Here is a 17311-nt window from a genome sequence, read left to right on the forward strand (position 1 = left end):
AGATGCATCCATGAGTGAAGCTCAGACTTTATTCTCAGCTCTGCGCCAGTCGGCACAGCCGAAAGTCGTTGATGCTATCGAACGTCTGGTCCGTGAAGCGCCCGACCGCAAGCTTTGTCGTGTCAATCCACTTGCCTTCGCCGCCAGCGAAGGGCTCAACGAAGAACGGGTGATTAACGCCTTTCTGCACGCGTCCCAGCTGGGCGTGTTCGACCTGTCATGGAACGTACTCTGCCCAGGCTGCGGCGGCGTGCTGGATGCCAATACCTCCCTGAGGACCGTGCAGAGCGACGAGTATAGCTGCGCGCTTTGCGCGGCCGGTTATGAGCCGACGCTGGACGAAATGGTTGAGGTGACCTTCACCGTCAGTCCCCGTGTACGCCACATTGAAGCCCACAATCCTCACGAGTTGCCGCCGTTGGAGTATTACCGGCAAATCTACTGGAGTTCAGGGGTCGATCTGCCCGAGGACGGGTTTGAGGAAAAGATCGACGAATTCATCGTTGAATGCTTGGAACTCCCGCCCGGCGAGAAGGCGGTCATCTCCTTGCAGTTGCCGGCAGAGTTCGTCATCGTCTTCGAGCCGGTCACCCACTCGGCGCAATTTCTCGATGTCAAAGGCGAGCCGACCAAAGAGCGACAGAGTCTTTCGCTCGTATTCGACCGAGCTCACCGGCACAGCGAGCCTCTCGAGCTGCGGCCCGGCCCGATGCGCATTTCGTTGGAAAACCACACCGATGTTCGCACGTTGCCATCGGTCGCCGTTGCAAACGACGCGCTGCACGAATTGCTTGGCCGCCGCCGTCCCTTCCTGACTGCCAAGCGCTTGCTCTCGAACCAGACATTCCGCGATATCTTCCGCACGGACACCATAGAAGTGGACCAGCGTCTGAAGATCACCAGCCTGACCTTCCTCTTCACCGACCTGCGCGGCTCCACCGAGCTTTATGAAAGGGTTGGTGATCTGGCGGCATTCGATCTGGTGAAAACGCATTTCGGTATCCTCAACGAAATCGTGGGAGCGGAGGCGGGCGCCGTCGTCAAGACGATCGGCGACGCGGTGATGGCCACGTTCCCGACTCCGGATCGCGCTGTCGTCGCAGCCATGCGGATGCGCGAGGCGATGCGCAAACTCAACGACGAGCGCGGCAGCGAGGACCTGCTTTTAAAGATCGGCATCCATGAGGGCCCATGCATCGCCGTTAACCTCAACGAGCGGCAGGATTACTTCGGGCAAACGGTGAATATCGCCTCGCGCGTTCAGCACCTTGCCACCTCTCGTGAAATCTTCGCCACCGGCTCCGTGCTTGGCGACCCGAGCGCCTTCAACCTTCTGACGGATCGCGGTCTCAATCCCATATCGCAAAAAGTCGCGCTTCGCGGCATCGCCAACGAAATCAGCATCTTTGCGATCCCCTGAGCCATCACCTCATCGATCCGGACGTGCGCCACTCCATCCTCACCAAGATTGAGGAACCCTTTGACCCTACGCCGAATTAGAGGGTCCGAAGGAGATTCCATTGAATAGCGGCACGCTCGAAAACTGGCGCCATATCTGTGTCGACATGCAACGTCTGTTTGCGGAAGACACGCCTTGGCATGTCGCGTGGATGGATCGCGTGCTGCCGCAGGTGCTTGAGATCGCCTCGAGCTACCCCGAACGCACCATTTTTACGCGCTTCCTGACGCCGGAAACGAAGGACGCGGCAAAAGGCTCTTGGCGCGATTACTATAAAAAATGGTGGATGATGACCGGCGAACATCTGCCGGCGGAGATGCTGGAGCTTGTACCTGCACTGCAAAGGCTGGTGCCGCCGGCTTCCTTATTCGACAAGAAAATCTATTCCCCATGGCTCGACGGCAGGCTCAATATTGCTTTGCGAAGGCAAGCAGTCGAAACGCTGGTGATTACGGGCGGCGAAACTGATGTCTGCGTCATGGCGATGTTGCTCGGGGCCGTCGACCTTAGGTACCGCATCATACTCATCGAGGATGCCCTCTGCAGCGGCGACGACCAAACGCACGAAGCCTCGCTGGAACTGCTGCGAAACCGCTTTTCGGTCCAACTCGAGTTGATGGCCGCGGATGACTTCCTGCGGCAAGCACACGGCTGAGTATCACCATCTCCACATAACACCTTGGGGTTATATTCGACTGCCCCGCGCTCGTTCATCTTTTCTTCATAATAAGAAAATGCAGGCGAGACCTGCGCGGAACAGCTAGGGATGACCTGCACCTGCGCAGTTTCAAAAAAACAAACGACAACTCTTCGCGGAGGCGGAACATATGACTGATAGAGTGAAACTCGACCGGGCGCTCGGACTTTGGTCCGTCGTGCTCTTCGGCTTGGCTTACATGACGCCGATGATCGTCTTCGGCACCTTCGGCGCGCTCGCGACTGTAAGCCAGGGCACGACGGCAATGGCCTATCTTGTTGCGGCAGCAGCGATCCTGCTTACCGCCATCAGCTACGGCGTCATGGCCCGTGTCTATCCGGTGGCCGGATCGGCATATACCTATGCCCGCAAGTCGATCAGCCCCAGCGTCGGCTTTCTCGTCGGCTGGGCGGTACTGCTCGACTATTTCTTCCTGCCCATGGTCATCTGGCTGATCGGTGCCGCCTACCTGACTTCCGCTTTTCCGGCCATTCCGGCTTATGTCTGGATCCTGGGCTTCATCGTGCTCACCACGCTTGTCAACGTCGTCGGCATCGCTTTCGCCAACCGCGTCAATTTTATTCTGATGCTGGTGCAGCTCGGCGTGCTTATCGCCTTCGTCTTCCTCGCCGCACGCTATGTGATCGCAGCAAGCGGCCCGGGCGGCCTGGTTTCCGCGACACCGTTCTTCAAGGCTGACGTCCCGTTCTCGGCCTCCGTCGCCGGTGCGGCGATCGCCGCCTATTCCTTCCTCGGCTTCGACGCCGTTTCGACGCTGACTGAAGAAACCAAGGATGCGAAGCGCACCATGCCGAAAGCGATCCTGATTACGGCGCTTGCCGGCGGGCTGATATTCGTCGTCGCGGCCTACTTCACGCAACTCGCTCATCCGGGCATGGACTTCGTCTCTGTCGACGCAGCAGCAACTGAAATCGCCAAATCGATCGGCGGCGATCTCTTTGTCACGATCTTCCTTGCAACTCTTGTTGTTGCGCAATTCACCTCGGGTCTCGCTGCGCAGGCGAGCGTCGGCCGCCTGCTCTACGCGATGGGCCGCGACAGGGTGCTGCCGTCTTCCTTTTTCGGCAACCTCCATCCGAAGTGGCATACGCCGATCTTGAACCTTGTCCTCGTTGGCATCGTCGGTCTATTGGCACTCACGATGGACGTCACGACCTCGACCTCTTTCATCAACTTCGGCGCCTTTCTCGCATTCACCGCCGTCAACGTCTCGGTGATTGCGCTCTACATGAAGGGTGATGCCCAGGTGAAGCCGCTCGGCGCGCTGATCGGCCTGGTCATTCCAGCTCTGGCTGCAGTCTGCGATCTCTTCTTGCTCTGGAAGCTTGACGTTCACGCCAAGATGCTCGGCCTCTTCTGGCTCCTTATAGGCATCGTCTATCTCGCATACCTGACGCGCTTGTTCCAGGCGGCTCCTCCCGAGATGGATTTCGCCGAATAACATCAAAACGAGGCCCGGCCGATTGGGCCGGTCTCACGCCAGAAAGAGCCGGAAGAGCTCAGCCTGGCTGGAAATATTGAGTTTCGCGTAAATCTGCCGACGGTGAACTTTGACCGTGTTCAGAGACAGCTCGAGGACCGCGGCAATGGAGAGGTTGGAATGCCCCTTGAGGACCAGCGTGACGATTTCCAGCTCGCGCTTCGTCAGAAGGGGATGCTCGATCCTCGCCGCAGGTGCTGCATTCTTGATCTCCAGCGAAAGGCCGGAAACGTGAAACCAGTGCCGCTCACCGAAAGCACAAACAACTGGAGCGGCGGATTTCAGCCGCTCCAGATCCTCCGTCGAAAAGAGGGGCGCCGATCCGGTGCGCGAGAGCGAAAGCACGGCGGTGAAGCCGTTCTCCAGCATCATGACGAAACCGATCTCGTCGACGATCTCGGTCGCTGCGTAATGCAGCCGGTAATATTCAGACTGCTGGAAATCGTCCGGTGCGATTTCACGCATTACGATCATCCGCTCACTGCGGTGGTTGCGGATTGCGTCGTAAAACGGATCGAGCACGAAGGCACCGGCGAGATAGCGATCGACGATGATCGCGCGCTCGGCAATGATCTTCTCGTTGTAGAGATCGAAGGCATGGCCATCCGGCGAATAGATGAAACCATTCATCATCTGGAAGGATGCAAGCAGGCGGAGCGCCGAAGTCAACGCGTCTGGAAAGCTACGCGAACCGATAGCGTTCGCGGCATTGGCAAGGCTCGCATTCCAGACGTCGAAGGACGGCATCTGGGTGCTTGTTCTCGGAACGGAACTCATGAATGGCCCTGGCGATCAAAAAGCCGCATAACACGGTTTGCGCAGCAAGCACGCTTTGGCACCAAAATGCAATGACCCGATGGAACTGGCAGAGGACACGATGAACACGCCACTGGAAACCGCAACGCCACATCCGCTGGACCTTCCCGCAATGGAAATCGCAAGCGGAATCCGAAGGAGCTTGTTCACCTCCGAAAGCGTGGTGGCCGAATCGCTTCGGCGCGCGAAGGCTGTATGCGAAACCCTGAACCCGTTCACCGTCATCCGTGAGGACCAGGCGCTCGAAGCTGCCCGCGCCGCAGACCGCGCCGTCGCCCGCGGCGAAGCGGTCGGCCCGCTGCACGGAGTGCCATTCGCTGCCAAGGATCTGACCCCGACCGCGGGCGATCTGACGACGCTGGGCTCCTGGACCAAGGGCGATTGGGTGCCCGGCGAAACGGCGCTCTGTATCCGGCGCTTGCAAGCCGCCGGCGCAATTCTGATGGGAAAGACCACCACGCCGGAATTCGCCTTTGCGAGTTTCACCAGCAGCCCTCGCTGGGGTGTAACCCGCAATCCGTGGAAACCAGCGCGGACTTCCGGCGGGTCCTCCGGGGGCTCGGCGGTTGCGGTCGCTACGGGCGTCGTCCCTTTCGCGGAAGGCACGGACATGGGCGGCTCGGTGCGGATTCCCGCGGCATTCTGCGGCACGGTCGGCTTGAAGCCGAGTCTCGGGCGGATTCCGATGACGATCCTGCCGAGCCTCTTCGACAACATCTCGCATTTCGGCCCGCTGGCGCGCACGGTGGGTGACGCCATCGCCTTCATGGAAACGACATGCGGCCCGAGCGACGAGGATATTTCCTCGCTGCCGATCGGCTTTGTGTCGCAAGTGGCGCGAAACGGCAACCTGGAAGGCAAACGCTTCGCGTTGTCGATGGACCTCGGCTACTACCGGATCCAGCCGGAAGTCGCGCAGGTCATACTGGCCGCCGCCGAGGAACTGCGCGGCGCGGGCGCCATCGTCGATGAGGTCCCGATGCACTGGACGCGCTCAGTGAACGACGAATGGTTCGATCTCTGGTGCGTTTTCATGTCCGGTTTCTTTGGCGAAACAATCGCGGAGTACCGGGAAAAAATGGATCCCGCCATCGTTGCTGCGATCGAACGCGGACTTTCGATGAATGCCACCGCCTACAAGCGCGTGGAACTGCTGCGCACGTCGATGTGGCGCGATATGGCAAAGCTTTTCGAATCCTACGACGCGCTGCTTTGCCCCACCTGTGCGATCACCGCGCCGCTCGCCAGCGAATGCGACGATGATTATGTCGGCACCGATCCGGATGGCCGTTTCGTCGGGCTCGACATGACCTGCCCCTTCAACATGCTGCCGCAACTGCCGGCACTTTCCTTGCCGGTCGGGCTGGCCACGAATGGCCTGCCTGTCGGACTGCAGATCGTCGGGCGACGCTTTGCCGACGAGCATGTTCTTGCGATGGGCGCGGCGCTCGAGGCGCGTCTTGCCGTTCCCCGTCTGCCCGCCCCTTGACTTATGCTGCCGATCGTCCGACTTCACTGGACGAGCAAGGCAAGGAGCAGGCGCATGAGCGATGCGGCAAAAAGTACGATCGACCAGAGCGAGGTGGACCGCTTTTCCGCGATGGCGGCGGAATGGTGGAGTCCCACCGGGAAGTTCAAGCCACTGCACAAGTTCAACCCGGTGCGCCTGACCTATATCCGCGACAAGGCCGCCGAGAATTTCGGCCGTGACCCCAAGAACCCGCGGCCGCTGGAAGGCCTGCGCGTGCTCGACATCGGCTGCGGCGGGGGTCTGCTTTCAGAACCCGTTGCCCGCATGGGTGCAACCGTGGTTGGCGCCGATCCTTCCGAAAAAAACATCGGCATCGCTTCGACGCATGCCAAGGCATCGGGCGTCGCGGTCGATTATCGTGCGGTCACGGCCGAACAGCTCGCCGAAGCCGGCGAGATCTTCGACATCGTGCTGAACATGGAAGTGGTCGAACATGTCGCCGACGTCGATTTCTTCATGACGACCTGCGCGAAAATGGTTCGTCCCGGCGGGCTGATGTACGTCGCCACGATCAATCGCACGATGAAGGCCGCCGCTCTTGCGATTTTCGCCGCCGAGAACATCCTCCGCTGGCTGCCACGCGGCACGCATCAGTATCAAAAGCTGGTCCGCCCGGAAGAGCTGGAAAAGCCGCTTGCGACAAGCGGCATGACGATAATCGAGCGCACCGGCGTCTTCTTCAATCCGCTGGCAAACCAGTGGAACCTGTCGAAGGATATGGACGTGAATTACATGCTGCTGGCGAAGCGGCCCGAATAAACGATCAATTCACGTCGTCCGGCAGCACCGGAAGAGCCGCAATTTCAATGCCTTCCTCGACCAGTGCCCGAGCCTCGTCGATCGTCGCCTGTCCGATGATGCCGCGAGCATCCGCCTCGCCGTAATGGATTTTGCGGGCTTCTTCGGGAAATTGTGTGCCTACATCCTCGGCATTGGCCTTGACGTGCGCGATAGCTTTCTTGAGCTCTTCGAAGGCTTCCCGGCGCACCGTGTCCATCGCCAGCGTCTTCTTCTCCTCCTTCTTGCGGGCGGTCGAAACGGAAGGGGCCATCAGCTGCTTCGATATGGATGTGGAGTTGCAAACCGGGCAGGTGAGGAAGCCTGACGCAAGCTGGCGTTCGAAATCGGCACCTTCGGAAAACCAGGCTTCGAATTCGTGGGCATTCTCGCAATTGAGGGAATAACGGATCAAGCGGCGACGCCTCCCACGACTGCCCCCGGGATCTTTTCGATCGAGAATTCCCGCCCATTCTTCAGATTCGGAATCTTGTCATGCGCAGCCTTGACCGCAGCTCGATCGATGTCCGCCACAATAATCGCCTCGCCCGCACCGCCGGCGGAAGCCAGCACCTTCCCCCATGGGTCGATGATCATCGAATGGCCGTAGGTCTCACGGCCGTCCTCATGGAGGCCAGCCTGGGCTGCGGCAATGACGAAAACGCCGTTTTCGATGGCGCGGGCGCGAAGCAGGATTTCCCAATGTGCCTCGCCCGTCTGCCTGGTGAATGCGGCGGGCACTGTCATGATTTCCGCACCGGCAATCGCCTGGGCGCGGAAAAGCGCGGGGAACCGAACGTCGTAGCAAATGGTAAAGCCCATGTCGGCGAAAGGCAGCGACAGGACGCGCGCCTCCGAGCCGGGACGATAAGCGGCACTCTCCCGCCAGCTCTCGCCGTTGTCGAGATCGACATCGAACATGTGAATCTTGTCATAGCGATTGAGGATTCTGCCATCCGGGCCGAAGAGAAAGCCGCGATTGGCGAGCTTTCCGTCCTCGAGCGCGATCGCAGTCGAACCGACATGCACGTAGATGCCAAGCTCAGCGGCAAGTGCGGATGCCGTTTTAACGATGATCTCGTTGGTTTCGTCGCGAAGCACGGCCTTGGCCGCGGCCCGGTCCCGCTGCAGCATGCCGGTCATCTCCGGCGTCTGCACATAGATTGCGCCCTGGGCCGCTGCTTCACGCACCAAGTGCATCATCGAGGCGGCGTTTTTCGCCGGATCGACGCCTGAACACATCTGAATGGCAGCGGCCTTGAACGTCATCGGTCTTCCTCAGCCTACCAGCATGGGGTCGAGCTTGCCGGCCCGATCGAGTGCGTAGAGATCGTCGCAGCCGCCGACATGCTGCGCGCCAATGAATATCTGCGGAAAGGTCGTCCGGCCGTTCGCCTTGCCAATCATCTCCTGGCGAAGGTCCGGCGAAAAGGTCGCGTCATGTTCGACATAGTCGACGCCCTTCTCCGTAAGGAGGGACTTGGCGCGGGCGCAATAGCCGCAGAACTGCCGCGTATAGATGGTGACGGGTGCCATGCTTGGTCTCCGGATGGATGCCGTTTTTGTTTTTGTCATATAGGTTCTGAAAGAGCCCTTGCAAAGGTCAAAACCGTTATGTCCGCGGCACCCGCTTTGCGAAGCACGCGGCTTGCCGCACCGACGGTCGCGCCGGTCGTGTAAACGTCGTCGACAAGAACGATCCGCTTGCCGAAGACATCGTTTTCGCGGCCCTTGGCGATCCCAAAAGCGCCCCGCACATTGTCCTCGCGCGCCTTTGCGCCGAGCCCGACCTGCTGGGTGGTGCGCTTGACGCGCAGCAACGTGGCGGGCAACAAGGGCTTTCCGGACAGATGAGCGATATGCCGGGCAAGCTCTGCCGCTTGGTTGAACTTGCGGGACAGCATTCTTCCCCGGTGAAGCGGAACCGGGACCAGTGCATCGCAGACCTCCACCATGCCGTCGCTTGCACGAAACATCCAGCCCGCCATCATCGGCGCCAGATCGGTCCTGTCGCGATATTTGAGGCCATGGACGAGATCGCGGACGGCGTGATCATGCGTTGCGACCGAGCGAAGGCGATCAAACACCGGCGGATTGGCGATTGCCTCGGCGCTCAGGATGCCCGAGCCGAGATCATGCGAGAACGGCAGCCCGAGCACCTCGCAATAAGGCCGCTCGATGAAGCGCACGCCGGACCAGCATTTCGGACAAAGCCCGCGGTGATCCGCAGTCATGACACCACACGCGGCGCAAGCCGGCGGATAGAGCAGGTCGGCAAGCATGGAAAACGGCCGCAGGAAATGCGTCCATTGTACCGCCCTCGGCCGTTCAAAATTGATGAGCCCCATCGGCGGAGAGTAGCGGTTTCCCGGCAAAAGGAAAATCCGGCTTGCCGCCTTTCGCCTGCGGGACTATGGACATCGCATGGACATGATCTTCGACCGGGCCGTGATCGCAGCAAACCGCCGTCGTGCGCGGAAAAACGCCGATCCGAAAGCCGCCTTCCTCCTGGATATCGCCGCCGAGGAGCTTGCCGACCGGCTGGCTGTCGTCGAGCGCCATTTCGAAACCGCGGTGGAACTGCATGGCATGACCGGCGCAGTGGCGCGGGCGGCGATTGCCACCGGCAAGATTGGCGCGATGAAGCGGATAGAGACGGAGCAGGAATTTGCCGCGCCGGGCGAAGCGTTGGTCACGGCGCCGCTCGAGGATCTGCCGCTCGAACCACAATCGGCCAATCTGGTTCTCGCGCCGCTCAACCTGCATCTCACCAACGATACGCCGGGCGTGTTCATCCAGATTCGTCGCGCGCTGAAGCCGGATGGCCTGTTTCTGGCGGCGATCCCCGGCGCGGGGACGCTTCAGGAGCTCCGGGACGTCCTGCTTGCAACGGAAGCGGAAATGACCGGAGGCGCGAGCCCGCGTATAATCCCCTTCCCGGACGTGCGTGACGTCGGCGGTCTCCTCCAACGCGCCGGTTTCGCGTTGCCGGTGATCGATGCCGAAACCTATACCGTGCGCTATGATTCCATCTTTCCGTTGATGAAGGATTTGCGCGCCATGGGCATGGCCAATCCGCTCGCCGCCCGCAGCCGGAAGCCGCTCACCCGCGCATTCTTTCTCCGCGCAGCCGAAATCTACGCGGAGCGTTATTCCGATCCGGACGGCAGGATAAGGGCGACATTTTCGATCATCTATGCATCGGGGTGGGCGCCGCATGACAGTCAGCAGAAGCCGTTGCAGCCTGGCTCGGCGAAGGCGCGGCTTGCCGACGCTCTGCGCGTGGACGAGCACAAGCTGAAGCCGTAGTCAGAGTCTCAGTTCAGCGTCGCGTGATTGGCGAGGTTGTTGGACACCGTGTCGAAGGTGTCTTGCAGGCTGTTGCCGAAGGTTGTCAGTCCACCGATAAGGGCCGCTGAAATCAGGGCTGCCAAGAGACCGTACTCGACGGCCGTCGCGCCACGCGCGTCTGCAACAAAAGCCCTCAGCCTACGCATGCCCAACCTTTCCCGCCATCGGCGGATATCCAATTTCGTCAGCAGCCCGTGCCTGAGCCGTACCCCTGGACCACACAGACGGAGCCCGGCGTCTCCTGCAGAACGCTGCGGCGGATCGTATATCGTTTGCCGTTTTCCTCTTTCGGAATCGATCCGGTCGTGATCGTATCGAACTCAGCCGGCGCACTGGCAAAAACGCTTGACCTGGACTTGTCGGCGAGCATCGGCGTGAGGATAAGCGTCAAGGCGACGACTGCGGTCCCGAAGAGCAAGGCAAGGTTGAGCGCGCCCGTCCTGCGCGAGGCATTCGAGCTCTGTTCTTTCTCCCGGACAGCTTTCCAGAAATCGTCGTCCATGCGTCAAGCCCTTTACAGATACGCGAGTTGCTTGATTGAGGCCGATACTTGGCAGAAGGTGATAAATGATCGATTAACGGTCACTGCCGAAATCAACATTTTGCCCTAAGAAAGTAACAATTCGCTAAAGGAGATCCTGCAGCATCGGGATCAACGGCTCATCGGCGGGCGGCATCGGATAGTCCCTGAGAGCCATGGGTTTTACCCATTTCAGAGCCTGGCCTTCCCTGCCCTGCGGAATGCCCTCATAACGCCGGCAGACATAGAGCGGCATCAGCAGATGGAATGTGTCATAGCTGTGGCTGGCGAATGTCAGCGGCGCGAGACAGGCAACCTTGGTCTTGATGCCCAGCTCTTCCTCGAGTTCGCGTACCAAGGTCTCCTCCGGCGTTTCGCCCGGCTCGACCTTTCCACCAGGAAACTCCCACAGACCGGCAAGCGACTTTCCTTCGGGCCGCTGCGCAAGAAGAATACGGCCGTCGGAATCGATCAGCGCGCAGGCGGCAACCAGGACGATCTTCTTGCCGGTATCGCTCATTGCGCCTGTTCCTGCCGCCAGTAGCTGTAGCGATAGGCTTCGCGGAAACCGAGGCGTTCGTAGAGCGCCAGCGCCGGCGCGTTCGTTGCCTTTACCTGCAGCCACGCGGAGCGGGCGCTTCGCATGCGCGCCCAGCGAAGCGCGGAAGTCAGTATTTCAAGGCCTAATCCTTCACGGCGCCGCTCTTTGGCCACCGAGAGCGACATGATGCCGGCGAGATCATTGTCCTGAACGCATAGCACGGTCGCAAGCGGGCCGGTTGCCGGGTCTTCGATCATGAAGAGACCGCACGGCGGCTTGATCGCGTTGATGATCTCCGCAAGTGCGGGCTTCAGCTTCACGGGAGCCTGATCCGTCGCCAGATTGGCATCGACGAAGCGGCCGACGTCATGGGTCGGGAGATGATCGAGCGTGTCCGGCAGCTCGGCATGCGCCAGCTCGCAGGTCATGACGACCGTCTCGTCGAAATGCGTCCATTGCTGCTCTCTGACGAAATCAATCAGCACCGGCGAGGCAAGCGGCGTTTGGCGCAGAACGGCGGCGCGACCATAGGCTTCAAACTTGCGGCTTGCCTTCTGCAGCCGGACCACGGCATCGCGATAATCGGACGGATCGAGCGGCACGATCGAATTCAGGCGGTTTGATGGATGGCCAGCCGTCAGCCTTATCTGCCAGCTGCCATCATATTGCACGGTCGAGGCCGGCCACGCCCGGAAACCGACAGCTTCCAGCCTGCGTACGAGTGGCAGATTTGCTTTCTGTGACAATGGTTCAGACAATGACGATCAGCTCCGGTAGTCGCCGTTGATCGCCACATACTCTTTTGTGAGGTCGCAGGTCCAGACCGTAGCCTCGCCCTTACCGAGACCGAGATCGACCTTGACCGGAATGTCCTGCTTCTTCATGACATTCGAGGCTGCTTCCTCCGAATAATCGGGGTCGCGTTCGCCGTTGACCGCAACCCGGATATCACCGAACCAGATGGCGAGCCGGTCGCGATCGGCCATCTCGCCAGCCTTCCCGACGGCCATCACGACGCGGCCCCAATTGGCATCTTCGCCTGCAGCGGCCGTCTTCACGAGAGGCGAATTGGCAATCGAGAGCGCGACGCGCTTGGCAGCCGCATCGCTCTCGGCGCCCGTCACGGTGATTTCGAGCATCTTTGTGGCGCCCTCGCCGTCGCGGCAGACCTGCAGCGACAGGTCCTTCAACACTTCGTTGAGCGCCTTGCGGAAGCCGGCAAGCCGCGGGTCGTCGGCATGCTCGACACGAACCTGACCGTCTTCCGCAGCGGCAGCTGTGGCGAACAACATCAGAGTGTCGGAAGTGGACGTATCGCTATCGACCGTCATCGAATTGAAGGTCGGCCCGACCCCGTCGGAAAGCAGGGACTGAAGGGCGATCGGAGCAATATCGGCATCGGTGACGACAAAGGAAAGCATCGTCGCCATGTCGGGCGCAATCATCCCGGCGCCCTTGGCGATTCCGTTGATCGTCACCCTCACGCCGCCAATGTCGGCGGTTCCCGTGGCGACCTTCGGATAGGTGTCCGTGGTCATGATCGCTTTGGCGGCTTCGAACCAGAAGTCCCCGGTCGCCTCCACATGCATCTTGTCGAGAACGCCAGCGAATTTCGTCGCGTCCAGCGGCTCGCCGATCACGCCGGTCGAAGCCAGATAGACTTGGTTCTCCGCGCAGCCCACGGCGGCAGCCGCCGACTTCGCCGTCAGCGCCGTTGCCTGGCGTCCCTTCATGCCCGTGAAGGCATTGGCATTGCCGGAGTTGACGACAACGGCGCGCGCCACGCCATGGGGCAGGTTGGCTCGGCAGAAATCAACCGGCGCGGACGGGCACTTCGAGCGCGTGAAGACACCCGCAACGGCCGCCGGCTTGTCGAAGACCATCATCAAGACGTCCGTCCGATTCTTGTACTTGATCCCGGCGGAGGCCGTCGCCATGCGCACGCCCCGGAGAGCCGGCATCGTGGCAAAGGTTTTCGGAGCGAGTGGAGACACGGTAGCGGACATCATCATACCTGCTTAAGAGCATTTTGCCGGTGGCGTAAAACCGCCTCACCACCCGGAAATGCGACAACAAACAATAATAGTGAAGGGCCCGGAAAAACCGGGCCCTGAATGGAGATTACTGCTGCGGCTGAGCCGGCGGCTGCTCGCCCGGTGCCGGCTGCTTGTTCGCATCGTCGTAACCCTTTTGAAGGGTCGCATCCATGATATCGACCTTGGTCGTTTCCTTCGCCTTGGCAAGGAGCGCAAGATACTTGTCGCGCATGACGAGCTGGCGTACCTGGTCCTTCACCTGGTCGAACGGCGGCGGCGGAGCATCGCGCTTATCTTCGACCTTGATGACATGGTAGCCGAAATCGGTCTTCACCGGTGTCTTCGAATAGGTGCCTTTATCGAGGGCGAAGGCCGCGTCCTCGAATTCCTTGACCATCCGGCCCTTGGTGAAATAGCCGAGGTCGCCGCCGTCAGCTTTGTTCGGATCGGTGGATTTTTCCTTGGCAAGCTCGGCGAAGTCCTTGCCGGAATCGAGCTGCTTGATGATATCCTTGGCCTCGTCCTCGGTCTTCACGAGGATGTGGCGGGCGTGAACCTCTTCCTGCTTCGGAAGGCCAGCGACTTCCTTGTCGTAGCGCGCCTTCACCTCATCGTCGGTAACGGTATCGACGACATGCTTCTTGAAATACGCATTATGCAGCTCGCGATCGGAGAGATACTGAATGCGCTTCTTGAACTCATCGGTTTGATCAAGCTTCTCGGCTGCGGCATCCGCGGCAAGCAGCTTGACATCGATCGCGGCCGAAAGAGCGGCAACCTTCTTCTGATCGTCCGGAAGCTGCGCCAGCTGGGGATCGAGATTGGCGACGGCCAGGTCGAGTTCCGACTGATGAATCTCGAGATCGCCGACCTTGGCGATGACTGCATCCGGCTTGTCTTCCGCGTAAGCCGGTGCCTGTAGCGCAACAAAAGTTGCAAGCGCCACCACGGCAAGTTTGTTGTAGCTCAACATCAAATAACCTTTCAGAGTTACACCACCGGCTTCAGCATTCGTGAATCCAGCCCCAGACAGCCATCAACACTGGAATGTGGCCTTTCTATATCAGCCAAATCCGTTGACATCATTCGACCCCCCTCTTATCTCTCACGCAACCTCGCGTCCAGAAAAGTTTCCTGGCGTTTCGAGACGTATGCCTGATTTTCGGCTGGGTGTATGGATAAGAAGAGCCGGGGAAGAATTAAGAAAGGGCCAGTAATATGGTCAGCTTTGGCGGTATCGCCCGCAAAATATTTGGCTCTGCCAATGATCGCCGCGTGCGGTCCTTCCAGCCGAACGTCGCCGCCATCAACTCGATCGAAGAAAAGACGAGGGCATTGAGCGACGAACAGCTCGCCGCACAGACGGTCGAGTTCCGAAAGATGCTGGCAGACGGCAAGACGCTCGACGACATTCTCGTTCCCGCATTTGCCGTCGTGCGCGAAGCCTCGCGCCGCGTGCTCGGCCTGCGGCCATTCGACGTTCAGCTGGTCGGCGGCATGATCCTCAATGACGGCGCCATCGCAGAGATGAAGACCGGTGAAGGTAAGACGCTTGTCGCGACGCTGCCGGTCTATCTGAACGCACTCGCCGGCAAGGGCGTCCACGTCGTCACGGTGAACGACTATCTCGCCCGCCGCGATGCCGCGACGATGGGCAAGATCTACGGCTTCCTCGGCTTGACCACGGGCGTCATCGTCCACGGCCTCTCGGATGAGGAACGTGCTGCCGCCTACAATTGCGATATCACCTACGCGACCAACAACGAACTCGGCTTCGATTATCTGCGCGATAACATGAAGTATGAGAAGAGCCAGATGGTCCAGCGCGGCCATAACTTCGCGATCGTTGACGAAGTGGACTCGATCCTGGTCGATGAGGCCCGCACACCGCTCATCATCTCCGGCCCGCTCGACGACCGCTCCGATCTCTACAATACGATCGATGCCTTCATTCCGCTGCTTTCGCCCGAAGATTACGAAATCGACGAAAAGCAGCGCTCCGCAAACTTCTCCGAAGAAGGCACGGAAAAGCTCGAAGGTCTGCTCAAGCAAGCCGGTCTGCTCAAGGGCCACTCGCTTTACGATATCGAGAATGTCGCGATCGTCCACCACATCAACAACGCGTTGAAGGCCCACAAGCTCTTCCAGCGCGACAAGGACTACATCGTCCGCAATGATGAAATCGTCATCATCGACGAATTCACTGGGCGCATGATGCCCGGTCGCCGCTATTCGGAAGGCCAGCACCAGGCGCTGGAAGCCAAGGAGAAGGTGCAGATCCAGCCGGAAAACCAGACGCTGGCCTCGATCACCTTCCAGAACTACTTCCGCATGTACGAGAAGCTTGCCGGCATGACCGGTACGGCGCAAACGGAAGCGGAGGAATTCGGCAATATCTACGGACTCGATGTCATCGAGGTACCGACCAACCTGCCGATCCAGCGTATCGATGAGGACGACGAGGTCTATCGGACATTCGAGGAGAAATACAAGGCGATCATCGCCGAGATCGCCGACGCGCAGAAGCGCGGCCAGCCGGTTCTCGTCGGCACGACTTCGATTGAAAAGTCGGAACTGCTCGCCGAGATGATGCGCAAGCAGGGCTTCAAGGACTTCCAGGTCCTGAACGCCCGCTATCATGAGCAGGAAGCCTACATCGTCGCGCAGGCGGGTGTCCCCGGCGCGGTGACGATCGCCACCAACATGGCGGGCCGTGGTACCGATATTCAGCTTGGCGGCAACCTCGACATGCGCATCGAACGTGAGCTCGGCGAAGTCGAGCCCGGTCCGGAACGTGACGCCAAGGCTGCGGCGATTGCCGAAGAGATCAAAAAGCTCAAGGAGCAGGCGCTTGCTGCCGGTGGTCTCTACGTCATCGCGACGGAACGCCACGAAAGCCGCCGTATCGACAATCAGCTCCGCGGTCGTTCCGGCCGTCAGGGCGACCCGGGCCGCTCCAAGTTCTATCTTTCGCTTCAGGATGACCTGATGCGCATCTTCGGCTCAGACCGCATGGATGGCATGCTCCAGAAGCTTGGCCTCAAGGAAGGCGAGGCAATCGTCCACCCCTGGATCAACAAGGCTCTGGAACGCGCGCAGAAGAAGGTTGAGGCCCGCAACTTCGATATCCGCAAGAACCTGCTCAAATACGATGACGTTCTGAACGATCAGCGCAAGGTGATCTTCGAACAGCGCGTCGAGCTGATGGAAGCTGCCAACATCTCCGAGACCGTTTCCGACATGCGCCGGGAGGTCATCGAGGATCTCGTCGCCAAGCATATTCCGGAACGTGCCTATGCAGAGCAGTGGGACGCCGCGGGTCTCAAGGAGCAGACGGCTGCCGTTCTCAATCTCGATCTCCCGATCGCGGACTGGGTCAAGGAAGAGGGCATTGGCGAGGACGATATCCGCGACCGGATCACCGAGGCTGCCAACGCTGGCGTTACCGAAAAGGCAGAGCGGTTCGGCCCGGATATCATGCACTACGTCGAGCGCTCGATCGTGATGCAGACCTTGGACCACCTCTGGCGTGAGCACATCGTCAACCTCGACCACCTGCGCTCCGTCATCGGCTTCCGCGGCTACGCTCAGCGCGATCCACTGCAGGAATACAAGTCCGAAGCCTTCGAGCTTTTCCAGACGCTGCTCACCAGCCTGCGCCAGGCCGTGACCGCGCAGTTGATGCGCGTCGAACTGGTGCAGCAGGCGCCTGCCGAACCGGAGCTGCCGGTGATGCAAGCCCAGCATCTGGACCCGGACACGGGCGAGAACGATTTCGCGCCGATCTACCAGGCGTCCGAAGTCATCGTTTCGCCGGAAAACCGCGATCCGAACAACCCCTCCACTTGGGGCAAGGTCGGCCGGAACGAGCCCTGCCCCTGCGGATCGGGCAAGAAATTCAAGCATTGCCACGGCGCGTTTGCCGAAGCTTAAGCGATGGTATGAAGCATAAAATGCCGCCTCCGGGCGGTATTTTCTTTTGCGTGATTTATCACCGGTGGTTAAGGATTTCGTGTTCGCCACAACCGTTTCTTAACGCTGAACTGGCAAGACTTCCGGGACGATTTGCCTGAGTTCAGAGT

The 17311-nt window shown here is 60.0% G+C and carries 17 protein-coding genes and 1 pseudogene; 7 read left to right on the forward strand and 11 right to left on the reverse strand.

The genetic code is table 11. The features are described from left to right. The first annotated feature begins 10 nt into the window (after positions 1-10). The 3 genes from ACPYOI_RS15315 (at position 11) to ACPYOI_RS15325 (ending at position 3618) form a co-directional block, all read left to right on the forward strand. Positions 11-1420, forward strand: coding sequence for a DUF5939 domain-containing protein (locus ACPYOI_RS15315; protein WP_481423006.1), 1410 nt, complete (start codon positions 11-13; stop codon positions 1418-1420). A gap of 145 nt (positions 1421-1565) precedes the next feature. Further along, the gene (locus ACPYOI_RS15320) at positions 1566-2114 is read left to right on the forward strand and encodes a cysteine hydrolase family protein (protein ID WP_481423009.1); all 549 of its coding nucleotides are present in this window, start codon (positions 1566-1568) and stop codon (positions 2112-2114) included. Positions 2115-2286: 172 nt separating this feature from the next. After that, entirely contained in the window at positions 2287-3618 is a 1332-nt protein-coding gene (locus ACPYOI_RS15325; protein ID WP_481416457.1) for an APC family permease, read from the forward strand. Between the two features lie 33 nt (positions 3619-3651). Here ACPYOI_RS15325 and ACPYOI_RS15330 read toward each other — a convergent pair whose 3' ends face one another. Beyond that, positions 3652-4434 (reverse strand): helix-turn-helix transcriptional regulator, encoded by a 783-nt coding sequence (locus tag ACPYOI_RS15330; RefSeq protein WP_481416456.1) that lies wholly within the window; start codon positions 4432-4434, stop codon positions 3652-3654. Between the two features lie 100 nt (positions 4435-4534). Here ACPYOI_RS15330 and ACPYOI_RS15335 point away from each other — a divergent pair, with 100 nt between their 5' ends. Further along, positions 4535-5962: an amidase gene (locus ACPYOI_RS15335; protein WP_481416455.1), complete on the forward strand. Its 1428-nt coding sequence runs from the start codon at positions 4535-4537 to the stop codon at positions 5960-5962. 54 nt (positions 5963-6016) lie between these two features. Next, positions 6017-6763 carry a bifunctional 2-polyprenyl-6-hydroxyphenol methylase/3-demethylubiquinol 3-O-methyltransferase UbiG gene (gene ubiG / locus ACPYOI_RS15340; RefSeq protein WP_481416454.1) on the forward strand — a complete coding sequence of 249 codons (747 nt, stop codon included), beginning with the start codon at positions 6017-6019 and terminating at the stop codon, positions 6761-6763. A gap of 4 nt (positions 6764-6767) precedes the next feature. On the opposite strand, the gene ACPYOI_RS15345 is transcribed toward ubiG, so the two are convergent. From ACPYOI_RS15345 to ACPYOI_RS15360, 4 genes are read right to left on the reverse strand one after another with little or no spacing between them, the layout of a single operon-like run. Beyond that, positions 6768-7196: a DUF1178 family protein gene (locus ACPYOI_RS15345; RefSeq protein WP_168832581.1), complete on the reverse strand. Its 429-nt coding sequence runs from the start codon at positions 7194-7196 to the stop codon at positions 6768-6770. After that, the gene (locus ACPYOI_RS15350) at positions 7193-8050 is read right to left on the reverse strand and encodes a carbon-nitrogen hydrolase family protein (RefSeq protein WP_481416453.1); all 858 of its coding nucleotides are present in this window, start codon (positions 8048-8050) and stop codon (positions 7193-7195) included. Before ACPYOI_RS15350 ends, ACPYOI_RS15345 begins: the two co-directional genes overlap by 4 nt. 9 nt (positions 8051-8059) lie before the next feature. Continuing rightward, a complete protein-coding gene (gene grxC / locus ACPYOI_RS15355) occupies positions 8060-8317 on the reverse strand; it encodes a glutaredoxin 3 (RefSeq protein ID WP_168832583.1) in 258 nt (85 codons plus the stop codon). Between the two features lie 35 nt (positions 8318-8352). Next, complete coding sequence (locus tag ACPYOI_RS15360; protein WP_481416460.1) at positions 8353-9129, reverse strand: ComF family protein; 777 nt, start codon at positions 9127-9129, stop codon at positions 8353-8355. Positions 9130-9205: 76 nt separating this feature from the next. Here ACPYOI_RS15360 and ACPYOI_RS15365 point away from each other — a divergent pair, with 76 nt between their 5' ends. After that, a complete protein-coding gene (locus ACPYOI_RS15365; protein WP_481416452.1) occupies positions 9206-10090 on the forward strand; it encodes a methyltransferase domain-containing protein in 885 nt (294 codons plus the stop codon). Positions 10091-10098: 8 nt separating this feature from the next. Here ACPYOI_RS15365 and ACPYOI_RS15370 read toward each other — a convergent pair whose 3' ends face one another. The 6 genes and pseudogenes from ACPYOI_RS15370 to ACPYOI_RS15395 all read right to left on the reverse strand — a co-directional run bounded on the left by ACPYOI_RS15370 (position 10099) and on the right by ACPYOI_RS15395 (position 14202). Beyond that, positions 10099-10278, reverse strand: coding sequence for a Flp family type IVb pilin (locus ACPYOI_RS15370; protein WP_168832585.1), 180 nt, complete (start codon positions 10276-10278; stop codon positions 10099-10101). 38 nt (positions 10279-10316) lie between these two features. Next, positions 10317-10634 carry a hypothetical protein gene (locus tag ACPYOI_RS15375; RefSeq protein ID WP_481416451.1) on the reverse strand — a complete coding sequence of 106 codons (318 nt, stop codon included), beginning with the start codon at positions 10632-10634 and terminating at the stop codon, positions 10317-10319. A 124-nt stretch (positions 10635-10758) separates the two neighbouring features. Further along, complete coding sequence (gene mutT, locus ACPYOI_RS15380; protein ID WP_168832587.1) at positions 10759-11172, reverse strand: 8-oxo-dGTP diphosphatase MutT; 414 nt, start codon at positions 11170-11172, stop codon at positions 10759-10761. Then, positions 11169-11989, reverse strand: a pseudogene (locus tag ACPYOI_RS15385) (GNAT family N-acetyltransferase). The gene mutT and the pseudogene ACPYOI_RS15385 overlap by 4 nt, the downstream one beginning before the upstream one ends. After that, on the reverse strand, positions 11958-13199 hold the full coding sequence (gene argJ, locus ACPYOI_RS15390) for a bifunctional glutamate N-acetyltransferase/amino-acid acetyltransferase ArgJ (protein WP_481416450.1): 1242 nt from the start codon (positions 13197-13199) through the stop codon (positions 11958-11960). Before argJ ends, ACPYOI_RS15385 begins: the two are co-directional and overlap by 32 nt. A 115-nt stretch (positions 13200-13314) precedes the next feature. After that, positions 13315-14202, reverse strand: a complete 888-nt coding sequence (locus tag ACPYOI_RS15395) for a peptidylprolyl isomerase (protein WP_481423007.1) — start codon at positions 14200-14202, stop codon at positions 13315-13317. Positions 14203-14447: 245 nt separating this feature from the next. On the opposite strand from ACPYOI_RS15395, the gene secA reads away from it, so the two are divergent. Further along, a complete protein-coding gene (gene secA, locus ACPYOI_RS15400) occupies positions 14448-17162 on the forward strand; it encodes a preprotein translocase subunit SecA (RefSeq protein WP_481416448.1) in 2715 nt (904 codons plus the stop codon). Positions 17163-17311 lie beyond the last annotated feature (149 nt).

Source organism: Rhizobium sp. SVR5-2C, assembly GCF_056755115.1.

Bases quoted from the DNA above. Each gene is read 5' to 3' on its own strand.
- ACPYOI_RS15395 (WP_481423007.1), bottom strand. From the start codon at position 14,202: ATGTTGAGCTACAACAAACTTGCCGTGGTGGCGCTTGCAACTTTTGTT.
- ACPYOI_RS15350 (WP_481416453.1), bottom strand. From the start codon at position 8,050: ATGACGTTCAAGGCCGCTGCCATTCAGATGTGTTCAGGCGTCGATCCG.
- ACPYOI_RS15330 (WP_481416456.1), bottom strand. From the start codon at position 4,434: ATGAGTTCCGTTCCGAGAACAAGCACCCAGATGCCGTCCTTCGACGTC.
- argJ (WP_481416450.1), bottom strand. From the start codon at position 13,199: ATGTCCGCTACCGTGTCTCCACTCGCTCCGAAAACCTTTGCCACGATG.
- ACPYOI_RS15335 (WP_481416455.1), top strand. From the start codon at position 4,535: ATGAACACGCCACTGGAAACCGCAACGCCACATCCGCTGGACCTTCCC.
- ACPYOI_RS15370 (WP_168832585.1), bottom strand. From the start codon at position 10,278: ATGCGTAGGCTGAGGGCTTTTGTTGCAGACGCGCGTGGCGCGACGGCC.
- ACPYOI_RS15325 (WP_481416457.1), top strand. From the start codon at position 2,287: ATGACTGATAGAGTGAAACTCGACCGGGCGCTCGGACTTTGGTCCGTC.
- ACPYOI_RS15365 (WP_481416452.1), top strand. From the start codon at position 9,206: ATGGACATGATCTTCGACCGGGCCGTGATCGCAGCAAACCGCCGTCGT.
- secA (WP_481416448.1), top strand. From the start codon at position 14,448: ATGGTCAGCTTTGGCGGTATCGCCCGCAAAATATTTGGCTCTGCCAAT.
- mutT (WP_168832587.1), bottom strand. From the start codon at position 11,172: ATGAGCGATACCGGCAAGAAGATCGTCCTGGTTGCCGCCTGCGCGCTG.
- ACPYOI_RS15375 (WP_481416451.1), bottom strand. From the start codon at position 10,634: ATGGACGACGATTTCTGGAAAGCTGTCCGGGAGAAAGAACAGAGCTCG.
- ACPYOI_RS15360 (WP_481416460.1), bottom strand. From the start codon at position 9,129: ATGGGGCTCATCAATTTTGAACGGCCGAGGGCGGTACAATGGACGCAT.
- ACPYOI_RS15315 (WP_481423006.1), top strand. From the start codon at position 11: ATGAGTGAAGCTCAGACTTTATTCTCAGCTCTGCGCCAGTCGGCACAG.
- ACPYOI_RS15320 (WP_481423009.1), top strand. From the start codon at position 1,566: ATGCAACGTCTGTTTGCGGAAGACACGCCTTGGCATGTCGCGTGGATG.
- grxC (WP_168832583.1), bottom strand. From the start codon at position 8,317: ATGGCACCCGTCACCATCTATACGCGGCAGTTCTGCGGCTATTGCGCC.
- ubiG (WP_481416454.1), top strand. From the start codon at position 6,017: ATGAGCGATGCGGCAAAAAGTACGATCGACCAGAGCGAGGTGGACCGC.